The sequence below is a fragment of the Pararhodospirillum photometricum DSM 122 genome, assembly GCF_000284415.1.
GTDB classification, from domain to species: domain Bacteria; phylum Pseudomonadota; class Alphaproteobacteria; order Rhodospirillales; family Rhodospirillaceae; genus Pararhodospirillum; species Pararhodospirillum photometricum.
The window spans coordinates 3,436,788-3,462,038 of record NC_017059.1; the positions used below are offsets into that span (position 1 = coordinate 3,436,788).

At 66.5% G+C, this 25,251-nt stretch carries 13 protein-coding genes, 2 pseudogenes and 1 riboswitch; of the genes and pseudogenes, 7 read left to right on the forward strand and 8 right to left on the reverse strand.

The window, feature by feature from the left end; translation table 11 throughout:
* Positions 1 to 808 precede the first annotated feature (808 nt).
* Positions 809 to 2,464 carry a methyl-accepting chemotaxis protein gene (locus tag RSPPHO_RS15335; RefSeq protein WP_051013937.1) on the forward strand — a complete coding sequence of 552 codons (1,656 nt, stop codon included), beginning with the start codon at positions 809 to 811 and terminating at the stop codon, positions 2,462 to 2,464.
* 437 nt (positions 2,465 to 2,901) lie between these two features.
* On the opposite strand, the pseudogene RSPPHO_RS20270 reads toward RSPPHO_RS15335, so the two are convergent.
* From RSPPHO_RS20270 to RSPPHO_RS15355, 5 genes and pseudogenes are all read right to left on the reverse strand, one after another.
* Positions 2,902 to 3,024: pseudogene (locus tag RSPPHO_RS20270) on the reverse strand (transposase); the annotation flags it as partial.
* Between the two features lie 78 nt (positions 3,025 to 3,102).
* The gene (locus tag RSPPHO_RS15340; RefSeq protein ID WP_041795841.1) at positions 3,103 to 3,855 is read right to left on the reverse strand and encodes an ABC transporter ATP-binding protein; all 753 of its coding nucleotides are present in this window, start codon (positions 3,853 to 3,855) and stop codon (positions 3,103 to 3,105) included.
* Complete coding sequence (locus RSPPHO_RS15345) at positions 3,852 to 4,862, reverse strand: FecCD family ABC transporter permease (protein WP_014416125.1); 1,011 nt, start codon at positions 4,860 to 4,862, stop codon at positions 3,852 to 3,854. The genes RSPPHO_RS15340 and RSPPHO_RS15345 overlap by 4 nt, the downstream gene beginning before the upstream one ends.
* The gene (locus RSPPHO_RS18180; RefSeq protein WP_051013938.1) at positions 4,859 to 5,686 is read right to left on the reverse strand and encodes an ABC transporter substrate-binding protein; all 828 of its coding nucleotides are present in this window, start codon (positions 5,684 to 5,686) and stop codon (positions 4,859 to 4,861) included. The genes RSPPHO_RS15345 and RSPPHO_RS18180 overlap by 4 nt, the downstream gene beginning before the upstream one ends.
* 95 nt (positions 5,687 to 5,781) lie before the next feature.
* The gene (locus tag RSPPHO_RS15355) at positions 5,782 to 7,722 is read right to left on the reverse strand and encodes a TonB-dependent receptor plug domain-containing protein (protein WP_041795843.1); all 1,941 of its coding nucleotides are present in this window, start codon (positions 7,720 to 7,722) and stop codon (positions 5,782 to 5,784) included.
* Positions 7,723 to 7,916: 194 nt separating this feature from the next.
* A riboswitch (cobalamin riboswitch) is annotated at positions 7,917 to 8,117 on the reverse strand.
* 173 nt (positions 8,118 to 8,290) lie between these two features.
* On the opposite strand from RSPPHO_RS15355, the gene ehuB reads away from it, so the two are divergent.
* From ehuB to RSPPHO_RS15375, 4 genes are all read left to right on the forward strand, one after another.
* Positions 8,291 to 9,133 (forward strand): ectoine/hydroxyectoine ABC transporter substrate-binding protein EhuB, encoded by an 843-nt coding sequence (ehuB, locus tag RSPPHO_RS15360; RefSeq protein WP_014416128.1) that lies wholly within the window; start codon positions 8,291 to 8,293, stop codon positions 9,131 to 9,133.
* 147 nt (positions 9,134 to 9,280) lie between these two features.
* On the forward strand, positions 9,281 to 11,674 hold the full coding sequence (locus tag RSPPHO_RS15365) for a PAS domain-containing protein (protein ID WP_041795845.1): 2,394 nt from the start codon (positions 9,281 to 9,283) through the stop codon (positions 11,672 to 11,674).
* Complete coding sequence (locus RSPPHO_RS18185; RefSeq protein WP_051013939.1) at positions 11,601 to 14,657, forward strand: response regulator; 3,057 nt, start codon at positions 11,601 to 11,603, stop codon at positions 14,655 to 14,657. The genes RSPPHO_RS15365 and RSPPHO_RS18185 overlap by 74 nt, the downstream gene beginning before the upstream one ends.
* A 417-nt stretch (positions 14,658 to 15,074) precedes the next feature.
* Positions 15,075 to 15,779 (forward strand): helix-turn-helix transcriptional regulator, encoded by a 705-nt coding sequence (locus RSPPHO_RS15375; protein ID WP_041795847.1) that lies wholly within the window; start codon positions 15,075 to 15,077, stop codon positions 15,777 to 15,779.
* Here the strand turns inward: RSPPHO_RS15375 and ruvX are convergent.
* Positions 15,716 to 16,213: a Holliday junction resolvase RuvX gene (gene ruvX, locus RSPPHO_RS15380; protein WP_014416132.1), complete on the reverse strand. Its 498-nt coding sequence runs from the start codon at positions 16,211 to 16,213 to the stop codon at positions 15,716 to 15,718. The genes RSPPHO_RS15375 and ruvX overlap by 64 nt on opposite strands.
* A 146-nt stretch (positions 16,214 to 16,359) precedes the next feature.
* Between ruvX and gatC the strand changes: the two genes are divergently transcribed.
* A complete protein-coding gene (gene gatC, locus RSPPHO_RS15385) occupies positions 16,360 to 16,647 on the forward strand; it encodes an Asp-tRNA(Asn)/Glu-tRNA(Gln) amidotransferase subunit GatC (RefSeq protein WP_014416133.1) in 288 nt (95 codons plus the stop codon).
* 6 nt (positions 16,648 to 16,653) lie between these two features.
* Positions 16,654 to 17,230: pseudogene (locus tag RSPPHO_RS15390) on the forward strand (amidase family protein); the annotation flags it as partial.
* 117 nt (positions 17,231 to 17,347) lie between these two features.
* Here the strand turns inward: RSPPHO_RS15390 and pbpC are convergent.
* Together pbpC and RSPPHO_RS15395 are read right to left on the reverse strand one after the other, a co-directional pair.
* The gene (gene pbpC, locus RSPPHO_RS19400) at positions 17,348 to 19,492 is read right to left on the reverse strand and encodes a penicillin-binding protein 1C (RefSeq protein WP_242390520.1); all 2,145 of its coding nucleotides are present in this window, start codon (positions 19,490 to 19,492) and stop codon (positions 17,348 to 17,350) included.
* The gene (locus RSPPHO_RS15395) at positions 19,489 to 24,990 is read right to left on the reverse strand and encodes an alpha-2-macroglobulin family protein (RefSeq protein ID WP_014416135.1); all 5,502 of its coding nucleotides are present in this window, start codon (positions 24,988 to 24,990) and stop codon (positions 19,489 to 19,491) included. The genes pbpC and RSPPHO_RS15395 overlap by 4 nt, the downstream gene beginning before the upstream one ends.
* Positions 24,991 to 25,251 lie beyond the last annotated feature (261 nt).

Consider the following 25,251-nt stretch of genomic DNA (forward strand, 5'->3'; position numbering starts at 1 on the left):
GCGAGACCTCCTTCTTTCCCCCAAACAGGATAAATGGCCGAGGGTACCCCCGGACAGCACAAGCGCGAACGATGATGGTAACGACGGGCCCATGCCTCTTGCCCGACCACCTCCAAGCGGATCGGAATCTTGAGCACCCCGGGTGCTTCACCCMAAAAATTAGAGATCAACATCTTATTGGCACCAATTAAAATTATTTTTGTTGATTAAAAAATTAATTACTACGCGTTTCTTCAAAAATAATCAAAATACTTTATCATTACTGTTTTGTAATATAAAAATTTGACCGCCACCTTGTTTCGCAAAAAATATTGCTTGTAAAATAAACCCAATAAGCAATAATGCAATATTTATTAATTTTTATTTTCCTTAATTTCTTTTCATTTTCTCAAGAAGCGAAAAAATAAGACCGGTCACCCTCATTTCCCTTACGTCACCCGCATTTCTCAAAATCACCAGGGCTGAAAGACGCACGGAGCGTGTCTTTTTTCTTGAGGCAGTTTCTGTCGAGTCGCCCTGTTGAACCGGCGTTATCAATCCATTTTACCCGTTCAACACGAGCCTTTCCTGCATGAACACTCCGGGAACAATAAGAGCCTTTCTGTCTTGACGCGCACCTTTCTACTCCTGATGCTCTCAACTCCCCCCGACAAGATCCCTCTAGGTTCACCGCCCCCGGAGAGCTGCCTCGGTTTTTCTTTCCGGCCGAAAGTTCATACCGACCTCTTAAAAACCGGCGTAAAATTATGGCCTTTATGGGACTTGAGGGGTACATGCCATGAGCTGGAAATTTACTCTGGGGGCAAGAATGGCCCTCCCGGTCCTCCTGATGGCCCTGGGGCTGATCATTCTTGCCGGCGTCGCTCTTACCCGACAGCACCAAAGCATGCTTGAAGAACGCGAGACCCTCATCAAGGATCAGGTCAACGCGGCCCTGAGCATCCTTGAGGGATACTATGCGCGTATCAAGCAAGGAGAAATGAGCGATGAGCAGGCAAAAAAGGAGGCAACCCAAGTCATTCGCAGCATTTCATTTGGTGACAATAACTACATTTTTGTCAATGACAGGGACGCACGCGGCGTTATCAACCGAGGGGCTCCCCAGGCCGAAGGCAAGGACTTTTCCCAAGCCAAGGACGCCCGGGGTTTTGCCCATGTCCGGGCCATGGTGGAACGCACCCAGGGAGGGCGCTCGGCCCTTATCGAGTATTATTGGCCCCGACCGGGCAGCCAGAAGGAAGTGCGAAAACTGGCGTACGTCACCCCCTTTGCGCCCTGGGGCTGGATCGTCGGCGCCGGGGTCTACATGGATGACTTGGAAGGCGCCATGCTCTCCCAAACCCTGGCCCTGCTCGGGGTGGGCGGCCTGATCCTGGCCCTGGCCGGGGCGGCGTCCTTCGTCGTGGTGCGCTCGGTGTCCTCCCCCCTGCGGCGCATGACCGCCGCCATGACCCAACTCGCCCAAGGATCCCTGGAGGTCTCCATTGAAGGGGGCGAGCGTGGTGACGAGATCGGCGCCATGGGCCAAGCCCTGGAAGTCTTCCGCGACAATGCCCAGAGCAACAGGCGCCTTCAGGACGAAGCGCGGGCTGCGGAACAGCGCACGCTTGTTGAACGCCGCCAGGCCCGGGTAACCCTGGCCGACACCTTTGATGCCCAGGTGGGCGAGATCCTGGCTGGGCTGTCGGCAGCCGCCGAAGAACTGGATCGCACGGCCCAGGCCATGAGCGACACCGCCCACATGACCCAGGAGCGCACCACCGAGGTCAACCGCGCCCTGCGCGACACCTCGGCCAACGTTCAGGCCGTGGCCAGCGCGTCCGAGGAAATGACCGCCTCGATCAATGAGATCTCCTCTCAGGTCACCCGCTCGACGGCCGTGGTGGGCGAGGCGGTCGCGCTGGCGCGCGAGACCAATACCAGCGTGCGTGCTTTGTCCGATGCCGCCGAACGGATCGGCCAAGTCGTGACCTTGATCACCGACGTGGCCAGCCAAACCAATCTGCTGGCCCTCAATGCCACCATTGAAGCGGCCCGCGCTGGTGATGCCGGCAAGGGGTTCGCGGTGGTGGCCGGCGAGGTCAAGGCCCTGGCCAACCAGACCAGCAAGGCCACCGATGAAATTGCCCGCCAAATCACCGACATCCAGGCGCAGACCGGGCAAAGCGTCCAGGTTCTGGAGCGAATCACCCGAGCCATTGCCCAGGTGAACGACATCTCGGCCAGCATCGCGGCCGCCATCGAACAACAAGGCGCGGCCACGCACGAGATCTCGCGCGCCATCCAGCAGGCGTCCACCGGAACCCATCACGTGGCCCACAATGCCGAGGGCCTGCAACAAGCCGCCGATATCTCAGGAACGTCGGCGAAGGATGTGCGCGCCGCCGCTGGCCTGCTGGCCCACAAGGCCAACGACCTCCGGGGGCGCGTCAGCGGTTTTGTCGCCGAACTACGGCGTGACTGAGCACGAAAGAAGGGGAATCCCCCCAAGGAGGGGCCTAGGGAGGTGTTTAGACCGGAGACATGCCTGACCGATTGAACGATGGGATCGCTGTCGCGGAGATCGGCGTGCGCGACAGCGAACCTGGCGAAATAGATAGCCCACACATCTTCTTTTTGCGTTGGGCGGAAGGCAACATTGCATCCATAAAAAGCCTGGGATATCTTCAATATATTCCCCTTGAGAGAAATATATTCACCCCTCCTCACCCGACGAACGATATCCGTTTCATGCTACTTAGAGTCCGTCCGCGAAGTTTATTTTGATTTCCTGAGTCTTGTGATTCTGCGCAGCATGAGGATGAACCAGAACAGGCGGCGGACCTCTTTCAACACCGGCAAGGCGCCGTCGCGGTCCTAGATATTTGGCGGGCTGGATGTGAGGCGACCAGGATCATGCCGGCGGCCACCCCGCTTCGCTGGTGGGATCAATGGCTCCACCCGCGCCCACTCATCATCCGTCAGGTCGCTGGGGTAGCGCAGCCCATGCTGCTCATAGACCCGCCGGTTTTCCTGCGTCCACATCCTGCCCCCCGAGGAGTCGCCTGGGAGACAGGAAATAACAACCGACACATCGAATAAAATAACTTTCCGGACAGACTCTTAGGGCAGACGCCACGGCACCGGCACCCGCTTCCCCTCAATCACGGGAAAGCGGGCATCAATGGCATAATACTGCAACAGGATCGGCGGGGTCAGCACGGCGTCGGGAGGCCCCTCGGCGACCAACGCGCCGGCATCGAGCAGCAAAACCCGGTCACAAAACCGCGCCGCCGCCACTAAATCATGCAGCACCACGAGAACAGCCGTCCCCGCCCGGGCATGCCGCCGCAAAAGATCGAGCACGGCCAGGGCGTGATGGGGATCCAAGGCCGCCACCGGCTCGTCGGCCAGCAAAACCGGCGCCTCGACCGCCAAGGCACGGGCCAGCAGCACCCGGGCCCGTTCGCCCCCCGACAACCGCGTCGCCAGACGCCCAGCGAAAGCCTCCAAGCCGGTAGCGGCGAGGGCCCGGTCCACGGCGGGGTCGGTCTCGTCGCCGCCATGGGGAACCCGGCCCAGCGCCACGACCTCGCGCACCGTAAGCGGCCAGGACAGGCCCCGCTCCTGCGGCAAATACGCCACGCGCCGGGCCCGCTCGCGACGCGACAAGGAGGGCAGGGGCACGCCCTCTAGCAAAAGCCGCCCCCGCGCCGGTATCACCCCGGCCAGGGCCCGCACCAGGGTGCTTTTTCCGGCGCCGTTGGGGCCGATCAGCCCCACCAAGTCGCCCGGCGCCAGCCGCAAGGAGACGTCGCGCACCAGCGTGCGGCCGTCGAGATCAACCTGGAGGGACTGGACATCCAGACAGGTCATGCGCCGCCTCGCGCGGTCTTGAGGATCAGGATCAGGAAAAACGGGGCCCCCACCAAGGCCGTGACCACCCCGACTTGCAACTCCGGCCCCACGGAAATCAGACGCACCACAGCATCGGCAACCACCAGCAGCACGGCACCGCCCAGGGCCGAGGGCAGCAGCAGCCGGCCGGGCCGGGCGCCGACCACAGGCCGTAGCAGATGGGGAACGATGAGGCCAACAAAGCCAATGGCCCCGGCCACAGCCACGCACGCCCCCACGGCCAGGGCACTGCCCAGGATCACCTGCAAGCGCAGGCGCGCCAAGGGCACCCCCAAACTGGCCGCCGTTTCGTCACCCAGCGCCAGGGCATCGAGATCGCGCCGGCACGCAAGGAGCAAGGCCACCCCGGCGACGACAAAGGGCAGGCACACCATCACGTCCTCGCCACTGCGATCGCGCACCGAGCCCAGCAGCCACAACACCAGTTCGCCCAAGGCGTAAGGGTGAGGCGCTAGGTTAAGGGCAAGAGAAATCAGCGCCGTGGCCCAACTGGACAAGGCGATGCCCGCCAAGATCAGGGTCAGCGGGCCGGCTCCGCGCACCACTAGGACCAGATGGGCGCTGGTGGCCAGGGCGGCGCCGAGCAGTCCGGCCACAGGCACGGCCCACGGCCACACTGCCCCGGCGCCAAAATACAGGGCCGCCACCGCACCCAGCGCCGCGCACGACGACACCCCGGTCAGGCCGGGCTCGGCCAGGGGATTATGGAAAAGGCCTTGCAAGGCGGCGCCGCCCCCCCCGAGAGCCGCCCCCACCAGGGCCGCGAGCGTGATGCGCGGCAAGCGGATCTCGGTCACGATAATCCCGGCCGGGCTGGAGGGGTGGCAAAGAGCCTGCACCAAATCAGACCAGTCGAGGGCCGTGTAGCCAAGCCGCAGGGAAAGCACGGCCACCACGCCTAAGATCGCCCCCAGGACCACGCTCACGGCGGCGGGGGAGGCCGACGACCGGACGGAAAGCGTCATGGCAAGCCCCCTCCCCCCTCGGGCGCACGGGCCCGGGCAAGTTGGCGCGCCGCCTCGCTCAGGATCCAGGAGGAACAGACCCAGGCCCGCCCTTCGACCACCGTGACCGGGGTGGTGGCGCTCAAACGGCGAAAGACGGGATGGCGCCCAAGGGCCGTCAGGCGGGCCTGAGCTCCGTTGTCAAAGGAGCTCAGGACCAGCCGCTCCGGCGGGTGGGTCTGCAAAACCTCCAAGTCGAGCCGCCCCCACCCCGAACGGCCGAGGGCGGCGGTCAGGTTGCTCAAGCCGACCACCTCCATCAAGGTGTTGACGAAGGTCCCTTGGCCGGCGCTGCCGCCGCCGGGTTGGAGATAAACGGCGATCGGCGCGCGGGACGGTCGGGTGTCCTGCAAGGCTCGATAGAGGTCCCGGCCCCGGGCGACGAGGGCTTGGCCAGCCTCGAGACGCCCGATCAGCGCGGCAACCCGCAGGGTCTCGGCGTCGATCACCGCGAGGTCGTCGGTGAGGCCCACGGCGTGGGTGGTCACGCCCAACCGGCGCAAAAGGGACAAGGCCGGCGTGTTCAAGCCGGCCTCGCCCAGCACTACCTCGGCGCCGGCGGCCAGGACCTCCTCGGCCGTGCCGCGGTTGCGCGGATAGGGCGCGGCGGCCTCGGCCAGCCAGGAGAGGTAAGGGTCGGTGGCCTGGGCCGAGAGGGAGACAATTTGCTCCGGCACGGCCAGGGCCAAGACGAGTTGGTCGGTGCAGACCCCCAACGAGGCCACGCGTGGCAAGGGGGCGGCGTGGGCGAGGGACGCGCCGGCGAGCCCAAGGCACAGAGCCACCCAGGCCGGGAACCCTCGGCGGGTTTGGGGGCGTGGACAAAGGGAAGACTGGGGAGGCTTGCCCCCCCACCTCCCTCGGTCCCGGGGGAGAAGCCTCACAGCTTGAGACGCAGGCCGCCGTATCCGGCGATGCCCGGCGCGCCATAGCTGAAGACCTCCTGATAATCCTGGTCGAGAGCGTTCTCGACCCGGCCAAACAGTTCGACCTTGTCCTTGACCAGGGCATAGGAGCCGCCGAACGACACCAGGGTATATCCGTCCAAGGTGGTGCTGCCCGGGGTGTAGCTCAGGTCATAGGTGGTATCCTGGCGCGCTCCGTTATACTGGAGGCTGGAGAACACCTGGGCCCGCTCGTCGAGGAAACGATAGGACACGTCGAGGCTGGCCAGATGATTGGGCCGGCGCACAAGATCCTTGCCGTCGGCATCCTCAGCGTTCTGAAACGTGTAACTGGCCGCCACGTGCAGGTGCTCCAGGGGCTCGGCCTGGGCCGTCAGTTCGACGCCGTTGATGGTCGAAACCCCCGAGACGTTCTCCGCCGACACGCCTGAGCCCTGGATCAGCTTGTCGATCTCGGTGTGAAAGAAGGTAGCCCCCAAGGTCAGGCGCTTGTTGAGCAGGGGTTGATCGACGCCCACATCCCAGCCGAAGGATTTTTCCGGCCGCAAGTCGGGATTGCCCTTGAACGTCGAGGTATACCCGTACAGCTGGAACAAGGTCGGGTTCTTGACACCGGTCCCAACCGAGGCGCGCAGTTTGGTTTGGATCAGGGGCACGACATAGGCGGCCGTGGCGCGGGTGGTCGTGGCGTCGTCGAACAGCTCGTTGAAGTCCTGGCGCACCGACCCCGACAGCGACAAGGCCTCGAACAGGGTCAGGCGGTATTCGCCGACCACCCCCGTGGTTTCCACCTCCGGGGCGACCTTGGACCACGCACTCTTGTAGTAGGCCGACTCCGCTTCGTGCTCGACCAGGGCGGTCAGGACATGCTGGGCCGGCACCAGGGTATCCGTGGCAAACGACACCGAGGACTGATAGCCGATTTTGGTCTTGAGACCGTCTTGGGTGTAATTCCAGGCGTTGTTTTGATCACCGGTGGCGTTGAAGCTGGCCACCGACAGGTCGATTTTGTTGCGCCAGTGGTCGTCGAAGGAGCGCAACTCGGCGGAGAGACGCCCGAACGCTTGCTCTCGATACTCCTTGATATCAGCATCGACAGCCCGCATCAGCCCCAGGGCCGGATCGGCGCCGAAGTCGTCATACTGCAAGGTGGCACTGACCAGTCGGCCGGCCACCTCGATGTCGAGCGTGTCGGTGGGCGAAACGCCGCCACGCAACACCAGGGCAGTGTTCTTGTAGCCATCGGCCTCGGTGCCAGAGCGCGCGGAGGAAATGCCCTGGGTGGCGAATCGACTGGCTGACAGGGCATAGTGGGCCAGATCGGTGGCGCCACTGAGGCCCGCCTGGACCTGGGAGGTCCCGAACGATCCCCCCTCGACCATGCCTCGCACCGTTGGAACGCCCTGGCCTTTGCGGGTGACAATGTTGATGACGCCGCCCACCGCATCACTGCCCCACAAGGCGCTTTGCGGACCGCGCAGCACCTCAATGCGCTCGATGTCGGTCGCCACCAGATCGCCAAAGTCGAAGGCCGAGCCCGAGCCGGGGTTGTTGACCTCGATCCCGTCGATGAGCACCAGGGTCTGGTTGGCCTTGGCGCCGCGCAGATACAACTCGGTCTGGCTGCCTGCCCCGCCGGTGCGATTGACGGAAAGGCCGGGAACACGGCGCAGGGCATCGGAAATCACGCGGATCTGGCCCGATTCCAGGTCGTCGCGGGTCAACACACTCAAGGCGCTGCCCACCTGCTCGCTCGCCACAGGCACGCGGCTTGCGGTGATGACAAGCTCGGGAATCGTGACGGTATCCTCGGCGGCGGTTGCCGCGCTGGCAAAACCGATCGTGAGCGTCACCAGTGAAAAGGTAAAGGACCGTTGCCGGGCCAGCGCCCGGAACGGAAGGGAACCATGGGTCATGTGACACCATCCTTGCCCAGCCATGGAAAGGCCCTCCTCAGAGAGGAAAGCCGGCGCAGGGGAGGTCGTCGCAAGACAAGCCTTGGCGGAAAAACGGACTCATGGCGTTCCTGGCCTCCTTGAATGCCTTGCGACAACGTCCAGTCGTCGCCATCCAAGATGGCCTTGTTCCGAGGGATCACCCGTCCAGCGGAGCGGCGACGCGTGCGCGGGCAGGTCTCCTGGCTTCGCGGGTCATCGCGGGTCTCCGGCCTTCCCAGTTGCCCAGTGGCCGATAAAGGAGACACACTCGCCGCTGACAGTTGCGGGGACAGCTCCGGACTCCACCTCCTGACGAGGTGCCACCGGATTCCCTTTCAAGCCCCTTGCGGGGCACCAGCGCAAGCCGAGGTGTGCGACACGCTCGGGGTTAGGTCAATGCTTTTTTTGAAGGCAGAGGTGGCGCGGCCCAACAGGATGACCCGGTCCCCGCCCGTTCCCCGATTGCCCTATGATCGCAGCTTCCCGTGTCCTGGAAGGCGAGATACAGTCGAAACAATTCGGTCAGTAGAAGAGGAGCCGAGCCCTCATGAGACTGTCACGCCGTTTTTGGGCAAGTCTGGCAGGCGTCGGCCTCCTCGTCGCCGCAATCGCGGCCCTGTTTCGCCCCCCCCTTGATCCCACCTGGGAGCGCCTGACGCGGACCCGCGTGGTCCGGGTCGGGTATGCCTGGGAACCTCCCTACGCCTACCGCGACACCGCCGGCCACGTGACCGGAGAGAGCCCCGAGGTCGCCCGGGTGATCCTGACCCGCCTCGGGTTCACCTCAATTGAATGGATCCAAACAACCTTTGCCAGCTTGATTCCAGACTTGCAGGCGGGTCGCTTCGACCTGATCGCGGCTGGGATGTTTGACACCCCCGAACGGGCAACCCAAGTCGCCTTCAGCCTCCCAACGGCCTGCGTCGGGCTGGCGCTGCTGGTGAAACAAGGCAATCCGCTGGGTTTGCATAGCCTGGAAGACCTTGCCCGCACCCCCCAAGCCCGGCTTGCCGTTCTCAGTGGCGCCATGGAAGGGAAAATGGCGCGCGATGCCGGCATTCCCGACCAACGCCTGCTCGGTTTTCCCGATCCCCCCCTGGCCCTGGATGCCCTGCGCCAGGGGATGGTGGATGCGTTGGCCCTGACCAGCCCAACCATCGATACCTTAGCCCGGGCCACCCCCGACACGGAGCGGGCCCACCCCTTCCTCGCCTCTAGCAAAAAGAATGGGTGCTCTGCCTTTGCTTTCCGTCAAGAAGATAGTATATTTCTGAATGCTTTCAACCGAGAGATGGACTCGTTCATCGGCAGTTCCGAGCACGTTCAATTGGTTCGACCGTTCGGGTTTGCACGCACGGACCTTCCCGCCCCGCGCGGGGAACACCCCTAGAAGGTAATGAGCGACAGAGGGCTGCACTCTTCCCGACAGGCCCCCCAAAAAACCTTCTGGTGGAATTTTACGCAGACGCACACAGCCTAAGGGGACGGACGCGATGGAAGTCCTGTGCTTCCCCAGCTCTTTTCCAGGATGCCCTTCATGGTCCCTCTGGCCCCCCTCCCTGACCCTCCCTCTGCCCCCCTGGGCAACCGACGACGCGGCTTTCTGGTCACCCTGGTCCTTGTTCTCCTCGCCCTGGCCTCCGCATTTTTGTTGTGGCGGATCAACGACGGATGGGAAAACTCCTATGCGGCCTACGGCCCCACGGCCGATAACGTGCGCCAGACCCGTCAAGCAATGACCCAGGCCTTTTTGCTCCAGGTGCGTCGGCGCGAGGACCGGGCCTTTAACGGTCCCTCGGTGGAAGCCCTGCTCGACAAGGCCGCTCTCAAGCTTTCCGATGCCATCGCCGGGGAAAGTAGTCTTCTTGGCATCGCCGGCCATCCTCCCGAAGGCGTCCTTCTGAAACAGCTTCAGGAATACCAACGCGTCATTTTTGACTTGGATCAAAGTCTGCGCCGCTCCCTGATAGCCCCCCGCGACGCAACACGGCCCCTCTCGGAAGAAAGCCTAGTGGTCCAGTTGCGTCTGTTCTACGAGGCGGACCGCCTGGGCGAGCAGATTGAAACCGAGCTGACGCATGGTTTGGCCCGAGCAGTGGGCAACCGCCTCCAGGAGCATCGGGCCGAAATCGCCCTTTGGGGCGCGGTGCTGCTGGGCGCCTTGGCCCTGGTGGCCCGCCTGGGCCGGGTGGGAATGGCCATGGCGCGTCAGGAGCGTCTGATCCAGGCGATTTTGGACAGCACCTCCGATGGGGTGTTCGTGAAGGATCCCCAAGGTCGCTACCGCATGGCCAACCGGGCCATCGCCGCCATGATCGGCCATGCCCCGGGGGAGATTCTGGGCCATACCGACGACGCCCTGTTTCCCGCGGCCACGGCCCAGGCGATGCAGCGCTCGGATACCGAGGTGATGCGCGAGCGCAAGTTGGCCAGCTTCGAGACCATTTTCGTTGACCCCGATGGCCAGCGCCGCACCGTGTGGACCACCAAAGGACCGCTCGCCGACGATTGGGGCAAGATCGCGGGGGTTTACGGCATTAGCCGCGATGTGACCGAGCGCAAAAACGCCGAGCAGCGCCTGCGTGAACGCGAAGATCAGCTCCAGGCCATTATCGATAATATCAATGAGGGCGTGGTCACCTTCTCGCTGGACGGCAAGGTCCTGTCATGGAACCGGGCGGCGCTGGCCATGCACGAGTTTCCCCCTTCTGCGTCCACCACCGGCGACCTTGAGATTTTTTTTGAACTCTATGAGTTGCTTGATACCAACGGTACCCCGCTCCCCCCGTCGGAATGGCCGATGTCGCGCATTATCCGGGGCGAGCATCTGCGCGACCTTGAATTTACCAGCCGACGCCGCGACGGCACCTGGAGCCGGACCTTCAGTTGCGGCGGCCGGCTGGTCATGTCGGCGGAGGGAAGCCCGGTCATGGGCGTGCTCTCCCTGGCCGACATCAGCGAACGCAAGAGGGTTGAAACAGAACTGCGCACCAGCGAAGCCCGGTTCAAGCTGTTCATGGACAACAGCCCCTCCATTGCCTGGATCAAGGACAGCGCCGGGCGGCACGTTTACTGTAGCCGCCCTTTCCTCAAGCGCCTGCACCTGGGACCCGACGACTGGCAAGGTCGCACCAACGAAGAACTGTTCCCCGGCGAAATTGGCGCCGACCTCAGCCGCACAGATCACCTTGTCCTGGCGCGCGGCCACGCCCTGGAGACCGACGAACGGACCGTGGGACCTGATGGCGAGGAACTCTACTGGCGCAGCATCAAATTTCCTTTCCAGGATGGCACGGGGGACTGGTTCGTAGGGGGCATGGCCCTTGACGTGACCGAGCGCCGTCGGGCCGAGGAAGCTCAAACTCGCAGCGACGAAGTCGCCCGCGAGCGCGCCGAGGAACTGGAAGCGGTGATGCAAGCCGCCCCGATTGCTATTTTGCTGTCGCGCGACCCCAGTTGCCGCGAAATCCTGGGCAATCGAGCCGCCAATCTTCTGTTCGATGCGGCAGAAGGCGAAAACCTCGCCACCTTGACCTCGGGACGCTCCTACCGGCGCGCAGGCCAGGACTTGGGGTTGGATGACTTGCCAATGCAACAAGCCGTAACCCAGCGTCGGGAGATCACGATCGATGATCTGGAAGTGACTCTGCCGGGCGGACGCCCCTTGCTCCTGATGGGCGGTGCGGCCCCCCTGCTCGGTCGCAACGGCCAGATGCGCGGCGCGGTCGGGGCCTTCCTTGATGTCACCCGACAGCGCCAAGCCAGCGAAGCCCTGGAAGAAAGCAATCTAAGATTTATAAGAATCTTCCACAGCCAACCCCCTCGCCATCAGTCTCGCCACCCCCGAAGGACACTTGGTGGACGTGAACCCGGCGTGGGAAGCCCTCTTTGGGCATTCAAAGTCCGAGGTGCTGGGGCAGAAGTCCCTTGATCTTAGCCTCTACCTGACCCCCTCCGACCGGCAGGAGTTGGTGGGTCCCGTGCTGCGCGGCGATCCGGTGCGCAATCTGGAGATCTCCTTCCATCGGCGCGACGGCGGGATTTTCACCGGCCTGTGCTCGACCGACCTCGTCCACCTGGAAGGCCAGCCTTTGCTGCTGGCCATGATCGCCGACATTACCGAGATCAAGGACGCCGAACGGGAACTGGACCGCTACCGCCGTCACCTGGAAACCTTGGTTGAGGAACGCACCCGCGATCTGGTGGCCGCCGAGGCCCAGGCCCAGTTGATCTTGGAATCAAGCGCCGGGGGCTTGGTGGGCGTCGATATCCGGGGGTTGATCACGTTTATCAACCCGGTGGCCTGTACCTTGCTGGAAACAACCGCCCACACCGCCTTGGGCCAATCCCTGCACGCCCTGATTCACGGCCGGCGCGCCGATGGCTGCGGCCCCTTCCCGGCCGAGGATTGCCCGCTGCTGGCCGCCCTTCGTGATGGCCGGGCCTCGGAGGGACGCGAAGATGTGTTCTGGACCGCCCAAAGCCACCGCCTGACGGTCCTTTACGCGACCCGTCCCCTGATCCACGGCGATGAAATCAAAGGAGCGGTCCTGAGCTTCATGGACATTGGCGAACGCAAGGCGATGGAAGAGTCCCTGCGCAGCACGCGCACCGATCTCCAGGTGGTGCTCGATACCATGCCCTCCCTGGTAGCCTACTGGAATCCCGACTTTACCAACCGCTTCGCCAACGGCGGATTCAAGACGTGGCTGGGCCTGGAACCGACCTCTATGACGGGCCGCACCTTGCTCGACATCCTGGGTGAGGAGTGCCAGCGCAACACCCAGCCCTACATCGAACGCGGCCTGAACGGCGAAACCAGCAGCTATGAGACCACCTTGCTCCACCAGGGAACCGGCGAACTGCGCTTTGTGCGCAAATCCTTCCTGCCGGACTGGGAGGGCGACACGGTGCGCGGCGTGCTTGCGGTGATTGATGACGTGACCACCTTGAAGGAGGCCGAGCGCCAAGCCGACGCCGCACGCATCGAAGCGGAACGCCTCGCGCGGATCCGCAGCGAGTTCCTCGCCAACATGAGCCACGAAATCCGCACGCCGATGAACGTGATCTTGGGGTTCGCCAACCTTCTTGACCGGGCCTCCCTGGGACCAGAAGAACGCGATCTGGTGCGCAAGTTACGCCAAGCCGGGCATTCCTTGCTGGGGATCATCAACGACATCTTGGATTTCTCGCGCATTGAGGCGGGGCGCCTGACCATCGACGTGGTGAGCTTCTCCCTGGCCGAGGTGCTCGGGCGCATCGCCACCATCATGGCCGCCGCTGTCGGCAGCAAGCCGATCGAGCTGATCTTGGAGCCGCCCCCGCCCGACGCCGATATCTTGGAAGGGGACCCCCTGCGCCTGGAGCAAGTCCTGGTGAACTTGGTCAGCAATGCCTTGAAGTTCACGGCGGAAGGCAGCGTGAGCGTGGGGACGCGCCCCGTGGAGAGCAGCCTTGGGATGATTCGTTTACGCTTTTCGGTGCGCGATACCGGGATTGGCATTCCTTTTGCCAAGCAAGCCGAAATCTTTTCGGCTTTTGCCCAGGCCGATGGCTCAACCACCCGGCACTACGGGGGGTCGGGGCTGGGTCTGAGCATCTCCAAGCGCTTGGTTGAACTGATGGGAGGCACGATCGGCGTGGTCAGCGCCCCTCACGCCGGCTCCGAATTCTGGATCGAGGTCCCGTTTGGACGGGTCGCGGCACCGCCGGCCCCCCTGCCCGCTCCTGTCCAACACCTGCTGATCGTCGAGGACCATCCGCAAGCCCGCGCCGCCCTGGTGGCCTCGGCCGAAAGCCTGGGCTGGTCCGCCGACAGTGTCGCCCGGGGACAAGAAGCCCTGGCCCGAGCCAACGCCGCGGTCTTGGCCGGCACGCCCTTCGAGGTGATCCTCTTGGATGCGGTGATCCCCAACGAGGACGCACTTGCCACCTGCCGAGCGCTGCGCGAGCTGTTGGGCTCGGTGGCCCTCGTCCTTCTCCTGCCGGCCGGTGCCCAGCCCTGCGTTTTCGCCCGGGCCCACGGGCCCGACAGTAGCCTGAGCAAGCCTGTCACGCCGGCCTCCCTGCGCGACGCGGTGCGTGAGGCCTTGCGCCGCCAAAGCGGCGGGGACCAGGGAACGGAGGCGTCGGCCCCCGATCCATCGGCCCGGCTGGTAGGAAAAAGACTATTGGTTGTTGATGACTCCGAAATAAACCTTGATGTCGCCCGCCTGATCCTCCAGGCCGAGGGCGCCGAAGTGGTGGTGGCCAATGACGGCCAGGAAGCCCTGGAGAAGCTGCGCACCATGGGCGACAGCGTGGATGTGGTGCTGATGGATGTGCAGATGCCGGGCCAGGACGGCTATGAAACCACCCGACGCCTGCGCTCGGATCTCGGGCTGGTGGCGCTGCCGGTGGTGGCCCTCAGTGCCGGCGCCCTTCCCACCGAGCGCGACGCCGCCCTTGCGGCCGGAATGACGGGCTTTCTCGCCAAGCCTTTTGAGATCGACGACCTTGTTGCCACGATTCTCACCCTCTCGTGTTGTGGCAAGGACACACTCAGGCTGGTCAAGCCCCCGTCGACGGCCCTTGATCCGGGCCGGGGCCTGCGGCTATGGGGCGACCTTGGGGCGTATCGAACCGCTTTGCGGCGCTTTTGCGACGAGTACGCCGACGCCGGCCGGTGCATGGCCAGCCATCTGGCCCAGGGCCGGGCAGAAGAGGCCGCCACCTTGGCCCATCGTCTGAAAGGGACGGCGGGATCGCTGGCCCTGGAGCGGCTGGAGCGAGAGGCGGCACGGGTTGGCGACGCTTTGAAAACGCCGATCGCGCCTCCCCCCCTCGACCCTCTGGCCGATGCCCTGGACGATGCCCTCACGGCCATCGCGGCCTTCACCGAGCCCGGACCGCAAAAACCCGAGAACGTGCCATAAAAAGAAAGGAGAGGTTTCCAGAGGCCACGCCTCCCCAGCCCTTCCCCTTCCCCTTCCCCTGCACCCTTCCCCGGGGATGACCTTCCTCTGCGCCCTCCAAGGGCGTAAGTTTCGACCCGCTCACCGCGTGTGGCGGAGCCGATGCGCGGTGAGGTCGCTTCGAAAAACCCTTTAAAACGCTTTAATGAGCAATTTACTCTTTTTTAATTGATTTTTCCTGCCTTTCCCCGCCCTCCCCCCAGCCGATCGGCGCGCCGTGACCCAAACCAAGCGCAAATTTTCCCCTTTTGTTATGGAAAATACCAAAAATGGAGGATGCGCTGCAGACAGATACAAGGCAACGTATGCGGAAGGGTCAAGGTACTGACAGCTAAACGGCAATAAGTCTACATTATGGACGAGTGGGGATTCGACGGCATGGGCCAGATCGATCAGTTCGAGCATGCATTTGATACTCTCGTCGCAGCCTTCGGCGCGGCGTTTTATCTGGTTGATCCCCGACGAATCGTTTTGGCTCGAAACGAAGCAGCCCGAGATCTTGATCGCCAAGGCGGTGTCCTCGGCGTGGATGCCCAGGGGGTCCTGATCACCCGCTCAGGGCGCGGCGATCAGGCTTTGGGGGAGGCTTTGGAGCGTCTGTTGACGTTAGCGGAGCAAGATCCGCACCGCCCCCACGCCACCGCCCTCCTGGTGGGCGGGGACGAGACGGCTCGTGGGACCTTGGTCCACATCCTGACCTTGGCCGACGTGCCAGGCCGGGTGATGGTGAAGGTTCCTCGGGTGGTGGTGGCGCCGGACGCCACGTTGTTACCCGACGTGCTGCGCCAAGTGTACGGCCTGACCCGGGCGGAAGGGCGCTTGGCGGCGGCCATGCTGACCGGCCAGACCAGTGGGGCCGACTTGGCCGAGACCCTAGGCCGCAGTGAGTGGACGGTGCGCACCCAAATACGGTCCTTGCTGGCCAAGTTGGGGGCAACGACCAAGACCGAGGCCATTGCCCGCATGAGCGCCGAGGTCCTGCCCATGGACTTCGCCGCCTATGTGAACAACCAGCCGCTTCAGAAGTCGGGGGTGTCGTCGTCCGATCTGGCCAACCGGGCCAGGGCATCAAGAGCGCCTTGAAGAATGTAGGCCGCGGCGGCCCGATCCACCACCTGGGCCCGCTTGGCCCGGGAGAGATCGGCCTCCCCCACCAAAAAACGCTCGACGGCGGCGGTAGACAGGCGTTCGTCCCACAGCACGAGGGGCAGATCCCGCAGGGCCAGAAAATTCTGGGCGAAGGCCCGGGTGGACTGGCAGCGTGACCCCTGCGAGCCATCCATTTCCACCGGCAAGCCCAACACCAGGCCGACCGCGCCCCGCTCGTCGATCAGGGCTTGCAGGACCTTGGCATCGGCCCCAAACTTGGTCCGGCGCACGGTGGTGACCGGCGTGGCGATCCGCCAGGACACGTCACAGGCGGCCACACCGATCGTTCGCGTCCCGAGATCAAAGCCCAACAGCGCCCCTCGGCGCGGCAGAGCCGCCAGGAACTCGGGCAAACTGACCTGAGGCATGACGCCTTCCCTTTCTCACACCGGGCGTTCTCGCCCTTCAAGATGACCCCAGCCTGCCTTGGCCCGGGAATATGACATTGCGAGGGGTTTAGGCCATCGGCTAAACAGAAGTCCGACCCTCGCCCTCAGACGGAGATGTTTATCCCATGGCGTTGGACAAGACCACCGTTGCCAACATTGCTTCCTTGGCGCGCCTTGAGGTTGCCCCGGAGCAGCAAGAAGCCCTGGCCGGCGAACTGTCCGGTATTCTGACCTGGATCGAGCAATTGAGCGAGGTCGATACCCGTACCGTTGCCCCGATGACCTGCGTTGCCGATTTGGCGCTCGCTTGGCGGGAGGATGCGGTGACCGATGGCGGCTATCCCACGCGGGTTCTCGCCAATGCGCCCGAGCAGCAAGACGGGTGTTATGTCGTTCCCAAGGTGGTGGAGTAAGAGTCCATGGAATCGTCCCTTCCCACCGACCTGACCGAGTTCAGCATCGCCGACGCGCGCGCGGGCCTGGAACGCGGCGACTTCTCGCCCCTGGAGCTGGTGGAGGCCCATGTCACCCGGCTCGACCAGGGCCGGGTTCTGAACGCCTACATCACCGAAACCGTCGATCTGGCCCGCGCCCAGGCCGAACGCTCGGCCCAGCGCCTGCGTGATCGCACCCACGGGCCCCTCGAGGGCATTCCGCTTGGGATCAAGGACCTGTTTTGCACCGAAGGCGTGCGCACAACCGCCGCGTCGCGCATCTTGGACACCTTTGTGCCGCCCTACGAGAGCACGGTTACGGCCAACCTGTTCAAGGCCGGCGCCGTGATGCTGGGCAAGACCAATCTCGACGAGTTCGCCATGGGCTCGTCGAACAAGACCAGCGCCGCCGGCCCTTGCCTCAGCCCATGGACGCGCACCGGCGACGACGCCCCCCTGGTCCCGGGCGGCTCGTCGGGCGGCTCGGCGGCGGCGGTCTCGGCCCGCCTCGCCATGGGGGGCCACCGGCACCGATACGGGCGGCTCCATTCGCCAGCCCGCCGGAGAGCCATGAACARAAGAAAAAGGGGGTCTGGGGCATCGCCCCAGGCGGGGTTCGGGGCAGCAGCCCCGAGATCCCTCCCCTGCGGCAGCGGTGTTCCGTCGTCGCTTGCCTGCGTCAGCGGGGCGGCAGGGCGAGCCAGACACGGGCGGTATGGCTTCGGCCTAGGGCATCGACCACGGTGACGACGGCGGCTCCGGGGCCTGGGGGGATCCACAGGGCTTGGCGGGCGTGGGCGGGGGTGGCGAGGGGGCGGCCATCGACCAGCCACACCAAGGGGCGCCGTCCGCCTCGGGCACTGAGGACCAGGGGGCCTTCCAGACTTTTGAGGTCCAAGGTGGCGCCATCGGGGGGAAAGACCACCCGGGGCGCCTCGGGGTCGGCGAGGAAGCGGGGGCGCATGCCTTCGAGGCGACGCAAGGGCGGAGGCAGGTCGCCGGTGCGGGTGGGGGCGGCAAAGGGGTCGTCGGGGCGGCGGCGCGGTCCCGGCACCGGTCCGTCCAGCCGCTCGAAGGCGCGAAACAAAATGGGCAAGGCGGTGCCTCGGCCAAACGCTCCGGGGCTGGGGGAGCCATCGGGCCGCCCGACCCAGACACCCAGCGTCACCGCGCCATCAAAGCCGAGTGCCCAGGCATCGCGATAGCCGTAGGACGTGCCGGTCTTGTACGACAGACGTCGTCCGGCATGGCCGCCCCGCCCCAGGCTGTAGCCGGGCGGCACCGGACTGCCGGCCAGGATGTCGGCGACTTGCCAAGCCGCCACCGGGTCGAGGAGGGGGGAGGGGGGATCGGCCTCGGCGGGGCGGGGCAGGGCCGAGGGCCGGGGCGCCTGTCCGCCGGCGTCGATGGCGGCCAGGATCCCCACCAACTCTTCCAAGGTCAGGCCCAGGCCGCCCAGGGCCAAGGGGAGGCCGGGGCGGGTGCTGCCTGCTGGCAGGCGCAAAGGAATACCGATCTGGGCCAGGCGCCCAGCCAGGGCCAGCGGTCCCACCCGATCGAGCAGCATGACGGCGGGAACGTTGAGGGACTGGGCCAAGGCGTCGCGCAAGGTCACCTCGCCCCAGTGGGTGTCGTCGAAATTGGAGGGGGTGTAGGCGCCAAAGCGCATGGGGCGGTCGGTGATGATGCTCTCGGGGTGGGCGAGGCGCCGCTCGAAGGCCATGCCATAGATCAGCGGCTTTAGGGTCGAGCCGGGCGAGCGCACCGCCTGGGTCATGTCGATGGCGCCGGCCCGGTCCGGGGCGAGGTCGTCGGGCGAGCCGACCGAGGCCAGGATCCGCCCCGTGGCCGACGCCACCGCCATCACGGCCAGGGATTGGGCCGGGCCAAGGTCGGCGAGGCTCTCGCGGGCCAGGGCTTCAAGGCGGCGTTGCAGGCCGGCGTCTACGGTGGTGCGCACGGCGGTGCCGGGGGGGTGGGCGCGGGCGAGGCGTTCGGTCAGGTGCGGCGCGAGGCGGGGCAGGGGGAGGCGGGTGTGCGGCAGGGGTTCGGCCCGGGCTTCGGCGGCTTGGGTCGGGCTCAGGATCTCCAGCGCCTCCAGGCGGTCGAGCACGCGGTCGCGGGCCTGCCGGGCGGCCTCGGGGTGGCGGTCGGGCCGCAGGGCCTCGGGCGAGCGGGGCAGGGCGACGAGCAAGGCCGCTTGTCCGGGCGTCAGGCCGCGCGGCTCCTTGCCCAGCCACGCCAGGGCCCCGGCCCGCACCCCTTCCAGGTTGCCGCCGAAGGGGGCCAAGGTCAGGTAGGCGGCGAGGATCTGGTCCTTGGTCCAGCGGGCCTCCAGATGCAGGGCCCGGACCATCTCACGGGCCTTGGTGGCCAGGGTGCGCTGGGGCTGGGGATCGAGAAGGCGCGCGGTCTGCATGCTCAGGGTCGAGGCGCCCGAGACCACCCGTCCCCGGGTCAGGCGCTGGCCGAGCGCTCGGGCCAGGGCCAGGGGATCGACCCCGATGTGGTGGGCAAAACGCCGGTCCTCGATGGCGATGAGCATGCGCAGATACAGGGGGTCCACGGTGTCCGGGGCGGTGGGCAAGCGCCACGCCGCCGGGGTATCCCGGGTCAGGAAGGGGCGCAACACGCTGCCGTCGGCGGCCAGGACCACGCTGGAGGGGGTCAGGCGGGTCAGAGGGGGCGGCCCCTCCCGCACGGCCAGGACCGCCAAGGCGCCGACCAGCCCCCCGCCGAGCCCGGCCAGGACCCGCCAGCGGCGCCGGGTTCGGCGCTTCTGTCGAGGTCCTGTCCCGCTCTGCGTGCGGGGGGGGACCCTCACCGGGCGCTGACCGTGATCTTGCCGGCGGCCTGATTGCCCCGCAGGCCGGGCCGGGCCATGACCTCGGCCGCCACGCCGGGCAGGGTGTAGGTGCCCGGGGTTTGTGCCCGCACCACGTAAGCCAGGGTGAAGGTCGGGGTGTCGGGCCGCACGGTGAGGGCGGCGACAAAGCGGTCGTCGCGACGCTCGGCGTGATCCACCGGGGTGAGCTCGGGCAGCCACTCCAGGCCGGTGCTGTCCTGGCCTTGGCCCACGGCGGGATTTTCCAAGGTCACGCCGGCTGGCAGCAGATCGACCACCAGCAGGGCCTGCCCTCTCGGGTCCAGGGTGCGGGGGTCTTGCACCTTGCCCTCGACCACCGCGACCAACAGGTCGTTCTGGCGCAGGTCGCTCAAGGAGGCGGCCCGGCCCTCTAGGGTCATGTAACGGCGGGTGATCTCCAAGCCGGTGCTGCTGGCCGGGGGCGGGGCCAGGGGCTGACCGTCAATGACCGCCGCCACCCGCAAGGGACGGTTGCTGTCGTTGACCAGGGTCGCGCTTTTGGCCAGGGCGGCGGCGCTCAGGGGCACGCTGACCTGGGCGCGTTCGGCCCCCACCGGGGTCCCATCAAGCGAGGCAGCCACCGTGCCCTGGCGCTTGCCCAGGGCCTGGGCGGCGCGCAGCAGCCACGCCCGTTCCTGGGTCGAGGGGGAGGGCAGGGCGTGGGCGGCCAGGGCCAGGGCATCGGCGGCGGCCAGGGGGTCGAAGCCGGGCAGGCCCGCTTCCAGGCCGAGGGCTAGGGCGCCGGCCTGATCGCGGATCACGGAGCCATAATTCCACTGCACCGGGTCGCCATCGGTCGGGTCGAGCACCTCGGGGAGCGGCGGGGCGGCTGCGGTCGAGGCTTTCTGAATCCCCGGTAGCCCGGTGGGGGCCAAAACGGCGCTGGCGCGCGTCGCATCACCCAGGAGGCTGAGGGCTGCCGCCGTCTGGGCTCGCGCCAGCAAGGTGGGCAGGCGGGGGCCATAGGTATCGTGGAAGTGCCGCAAGGCCCCCAGGTCGCCGGCCCCGGCCCGGGCCAGGACCCACTGGGCATAGGCGGCGGTGGGGAGTTCGATGTCGGCGAGATCGCTGCCGGCGGCCAGGGAATCAAGGAAGGCCAGACCGCGCTCCAGGGCAAAGGCCGGTACCGCGACCCCGGTCTCTCGCGCGCGCAGCAGGAAATCCACGGCATAGGCCGACAGCCAGGGCTCCAGCGGGCCGCTGCTGCTCCACAGGGCGAAGCCGCCGTCGGCCCGCTGCAAGGCGATGAGGCGGGCAATGTCGCGGGCCAGGGCATCGCGGGCCGCCTCCTTGCTCCCGTCCTTGCCCCCCTCCTTGCTCCCGTCCTTGCCCCCCTCCTTGCTGGTGCCTTTGCTGGCGTCGGTGGCCTCAAGGGTCACGGTGCCATCCAGCACGGCAAGCGCGACCTGGGCCCGGCTCACCGTCTGCTCCAAGCAGCCATAGGGATACGCGGCCAGGGCGGTGGCGTGGGCGCGGGGCGCCAAGTTGGGCACCGAGGCCAGATCCAGGCTGACCTTGGTGGTCGCCGGGTCCAGGCCATCAAGCAGGGCCACGCCCAACTCGGCCTGCCCACGCGGCGCGAGGTCCAGGGCGTGAACGGCGGTCACGCGGGGCGCCGCTGGTCGCACGCCCAGCGTCCAGGTGCTCGCCCGGCTCTGGCCATCGGGGCCGGTCAGGGTCAGGGTGATCTGGCCTTGCCCCGGGCGCAGGCCCTTGAGGATAAAGCGGGCCGAGCCCCGGGCGTGCCGGGCCAGGGGAACGCTCTGGGCGGTCTCCGCCGGTTCGGTGCCCACGGCGCCCTCGGCCTTGACGGCCACGGTCCAAGCCCCTTCGGGCCCATCTTGGTTGTCGAGGGTCACGCCAAGGGCGGCCGTGTCTCCGGGGGCCAGGAAGCGCGGCAGGCTGGACAAGGCCACCACCGGGTCGCGCACCACCACGGAGGCCTCGGCCTTGCCCACCGCCTCGGCCGAGAAGGCCACGGCCATCAGGCGCAGGCGCCCATTGAAGTCAGGCAGGTCGAGCCGGACGGTGGCTTTGCCCTTGGCGTCGGTGTTCACCATGCCCGAGAACAGGGCGACGGTGCGCACCGAGGTCTCGGGCAGGCCGGCGAAGGCCCGGCCCTGGTCGCCGCCTTCGCGCAGGCGGCCCGGCCGGGCGTCGGGGGCGCGCAGCAAGCGGCCGTAGGCATCACGGAAGTCAAGGCCCAAGGCCCGCTTGCCCAGGAAGTGGGTCACTGGGTCGGGCGAGGTGAAATCGGTGAGCTGCAAGATGCCTTCGTCCACGGCGGCCACGGTCAGGTGGACCGGCCCCTGGGCGCCGCTCACGCTCACCGGAACCTCCAAGGTCGTGCGCGGCTGGACCTTTTCGGGCACCTCAAGCGCCACGTTCAGCAGGCGGTTGCCCGGATCGACCGGTAGCCACGAGACGCCCATGGCCCGGCCCGGTCCCTGGGGACCGGCGCCATTGCCCGGGCGGAAGGCGGTGGCGACCACATACGCCCCCACGCCCCAGGCCTCGGTGACCGGCAGTTCCACCGTCAGGCCGTCGCGCGGCAGGGACACGCTCAGGACATCAAGCACACGATCCGAGACCACGGCAACCAAGGCTTCCCCGGCGAAGGGGGCCTCCAGGCGGACCCGGGCGCGATCCCCCGGGGTATAGGACCGCTCGCCCTCGCGCACGACTTTGAGGGTGTCCGGGGTATCGCGTTCATCGGCCGCTGTGGCCCACCAGCCGGTGCGGAAGCGGACTGACGACGCGGCCAAGGAGCCCGAGGCATCGGAAACTTCCAACCGGTAGGCGCCGACCTGGGGCTGGGCGGTGATTTGGGCCACGCCATCGGTCCCCGTGGTGATCCGGCCCGAGGCTCGGGGTTCATCGCTGACCGTGCGGCGGTAGGACCACGTGCCGTCGCTCTCGAACCACGTGAAGTGGCTTACTTCCTCGTACAAGATCCAGTCCACGGCCCGATCGGCCAAGGGCTGTCCGTTGGGCGACAGGGCCACCACGGCGAACCCGGCCTCGCGGCCCTCGTCGAGGGTGCCGCCGGTAAAGGCCGGCCGAATCCCGAGGGAGACCGGCTGGGTGCGCACCGGCAAGATCACCGTGCGGGCCGCGCCCCGGCCGCCGGCATCGACCACCTCGGCGCGGACCAGGGCACGCAAGGGGTGGGAGGTATCGGGCAGGGGCTCGTCGAAGGCCACCGTCACCTGGGCGGCGCCCGAGGCGTCGGTGCGGGTATCGGCGAGGGCGAGGCGGCGGGGCTCCAGGGTCTCCTGGGCCAGCCCGAAGTGATAGGCGGCGTAGGCCGGGAAGGGCTCGGGATCCACATCCAGCGTCACCGCCGCGCTGACCGGCTGTTGCGCCGCCGGGGCGCCATAGAGATAGTCGGCCTGCACGCCCACCGTGACCGGGGCCGGCGTTTCGGTGGTCTGGTCAATGACCGGGGCGTCGGGCGTGAGGGCGAGGCTCATGGTCAGGGGGGCGAAGTCCTCGACCTGGAAGCGGACCCGGCCAACGGCCGGCGTGTCGGGATCCACATGGGCCGTGACTTCCCAAGCACCGGTGCGGGCGTCGGACAGCAAGGGCAGGTCAAGGGTGGCCGCGCCCAGGGCGTTCTCAGCGATCACCCGGGTATCGACCTGCACGCCATCGGGACGCATCACCTTGAGGGTCAGGGGCAGGCCGGGCAGGGCGCGGGCGCTTTCGTCGCGCAACAAGGTGGTCAGGTGCACGGTCTCGCCTGGGCGATAGATGCCGCGATCGGTATACAAGAAGGCATCGAGCGGACCGGGCACCGCCCGCCCACTGACCCCGCGATCCGAGAGGTCGAAGGCCGGGCCGGCGAGATCAAGATAGGCAAAGTCGCCCTCGGGGCCATGGATCATCACCCACGACGCGGTCCGCCCGCCGGTGCCAGACAGTTGTCCTGGCTGAAAGCGGGCCATGCCATTGCGATCCGTGGTTGCCTCGCCCAGCTCCTCGTTGTTGCGGGCGACCAGAGTCAAGGTGGCGCCGGTCAGGGGCTTGCCAGTGGACAGCGAGCGCACGAACACGCTGAGGCCATCCTGGCCGGTGGCGGTCTGCACGCCGATGTCGGTGATCAGCAGCCATTGGAATGGGCGCTGGCCCCACGGGGTCGCCTCGCCCAGCCGGTCCTCGGCGGTGAGAAGGTAGAGGCCGGGCTGGGGGTGGGGCAGCAGGCGGTCCATGGAAATGGCCGTGGCCACCTCGTGGTTGGGCTGCCCCTCGATATCGAGACGGCCCTGCCAGACCCGCTCGCCCGCTTCCTCGGCCAGGGTTTCGACATCGCTTTCCGAGACGCTGGTACGCAAGCTGGGATCGCGCAGCACAAACGCCAGACCGCGTTCGTTGACCCGCGACAAGGTGAGCCACACCTGCGACAGATTGACCGTGCGCAACGAGACCTCGCGCACCCCTCGGGCCGGCAGAATGTAGGCGTCACCAGCAAAGGCAGCGCGCGGCGCCCGGTTGGGAATGGCTTGGGTTACCGACAACTCGGTGGCGAGCGGCGCCCCCGCCTGGGTCGGCAGTCCCGGGCGCAGGGTCACTGTGACCTCGCGGCCATGGGGCAGGCCATCCAGGCACAAGCGCTTGCCCGTGACGCTCAGGCCAACGTCCACCGGCGGATCGACGGTGACATAATCGCGCAACGGGTTCTGGGCGCTCAGGGCCGGGGCGCCGGTCAGTTCCAGGCATAGGCGCGCGAGGTCGCGGTCGGCCTCGACCTGGGTCCGGCGCACCGCAAGACCGCCGCCGGTCAGGGCGGCAATGGCATTGGCGGCGCGTGGGCTGGGCAAGGTGGTGTTGGCGCGGCGGTAGAGCAACAGCGCGGTGTCGTCGCGGTCGGCGGCCAACAGCAGGTCAGCGGTGCGCAGCAAGCCCTCGGCTCGGGCCCCGGCGGCCAGGGACTCGGAGGCATGGAGGTAGGCCGCCAGATAGGCATGGGGCTCGGGGCCCTCGGCCTTCTGGTAAAGGTCGGCCAAGGTCAACCAGCGCCCGGGGTCGGTGTAGCCGGTGCGCAGGGCGGCGCGCAGTCGGGAGACTGCCGTCTCCCAGTCGCCCCGCGCCGCCGCTTGGCGGGACTCCCGCACAAAGCGGGCGGCCGCCTGGGGATCGCTGGTGGCGTTGGTCAGGATCTCGGTGCGCAGGGCCGTTGCCTGCTCGGCCAGCACCCGCAAGACCGTCGCTTCCTCCACCGAGGTTTTGCTGGGGGCCGCTTCGGTGGTGACCGCGCGGCCGGCGGCCGGGGCGTCGCTCAGGACCCGACCACTGCCGCCGGCCGGGGTTTGGGCCGAGGCCGGCAGGATCAAGAGGCTGGTCATCACCAGGGAGAGCAAAATGGCGCCCCGGCGACCTCGGGGGCGGGACCGCGAGGGCAACGTCCGTCCCTGCGCTGTCGCCAAGCCAAGGTCGATGGTTGCGTCACGCGCCATGAACGCCTCCCGCTGCCGTATTTGTGTTGAAGCCGACGGGGATCCCCCCCCCTTGAAGCGGGGGACATTACTTTAGGATTATGGCAAAAACCAGCCTTGACCCAAGGAAAAGTCGCGTCACGCGCGAAACAAACCGGCCTGGACCTGCCTGTTCCGGCGTGGGAAAAAATAAGGAAAGGCCGGGGAGGCGGGGCCTCCCCAGACCCCTCCTTTCCTGGGGCTTTGAGTTGGCCGTCTTGCGCCCGCGAACGGCTCTCGCTA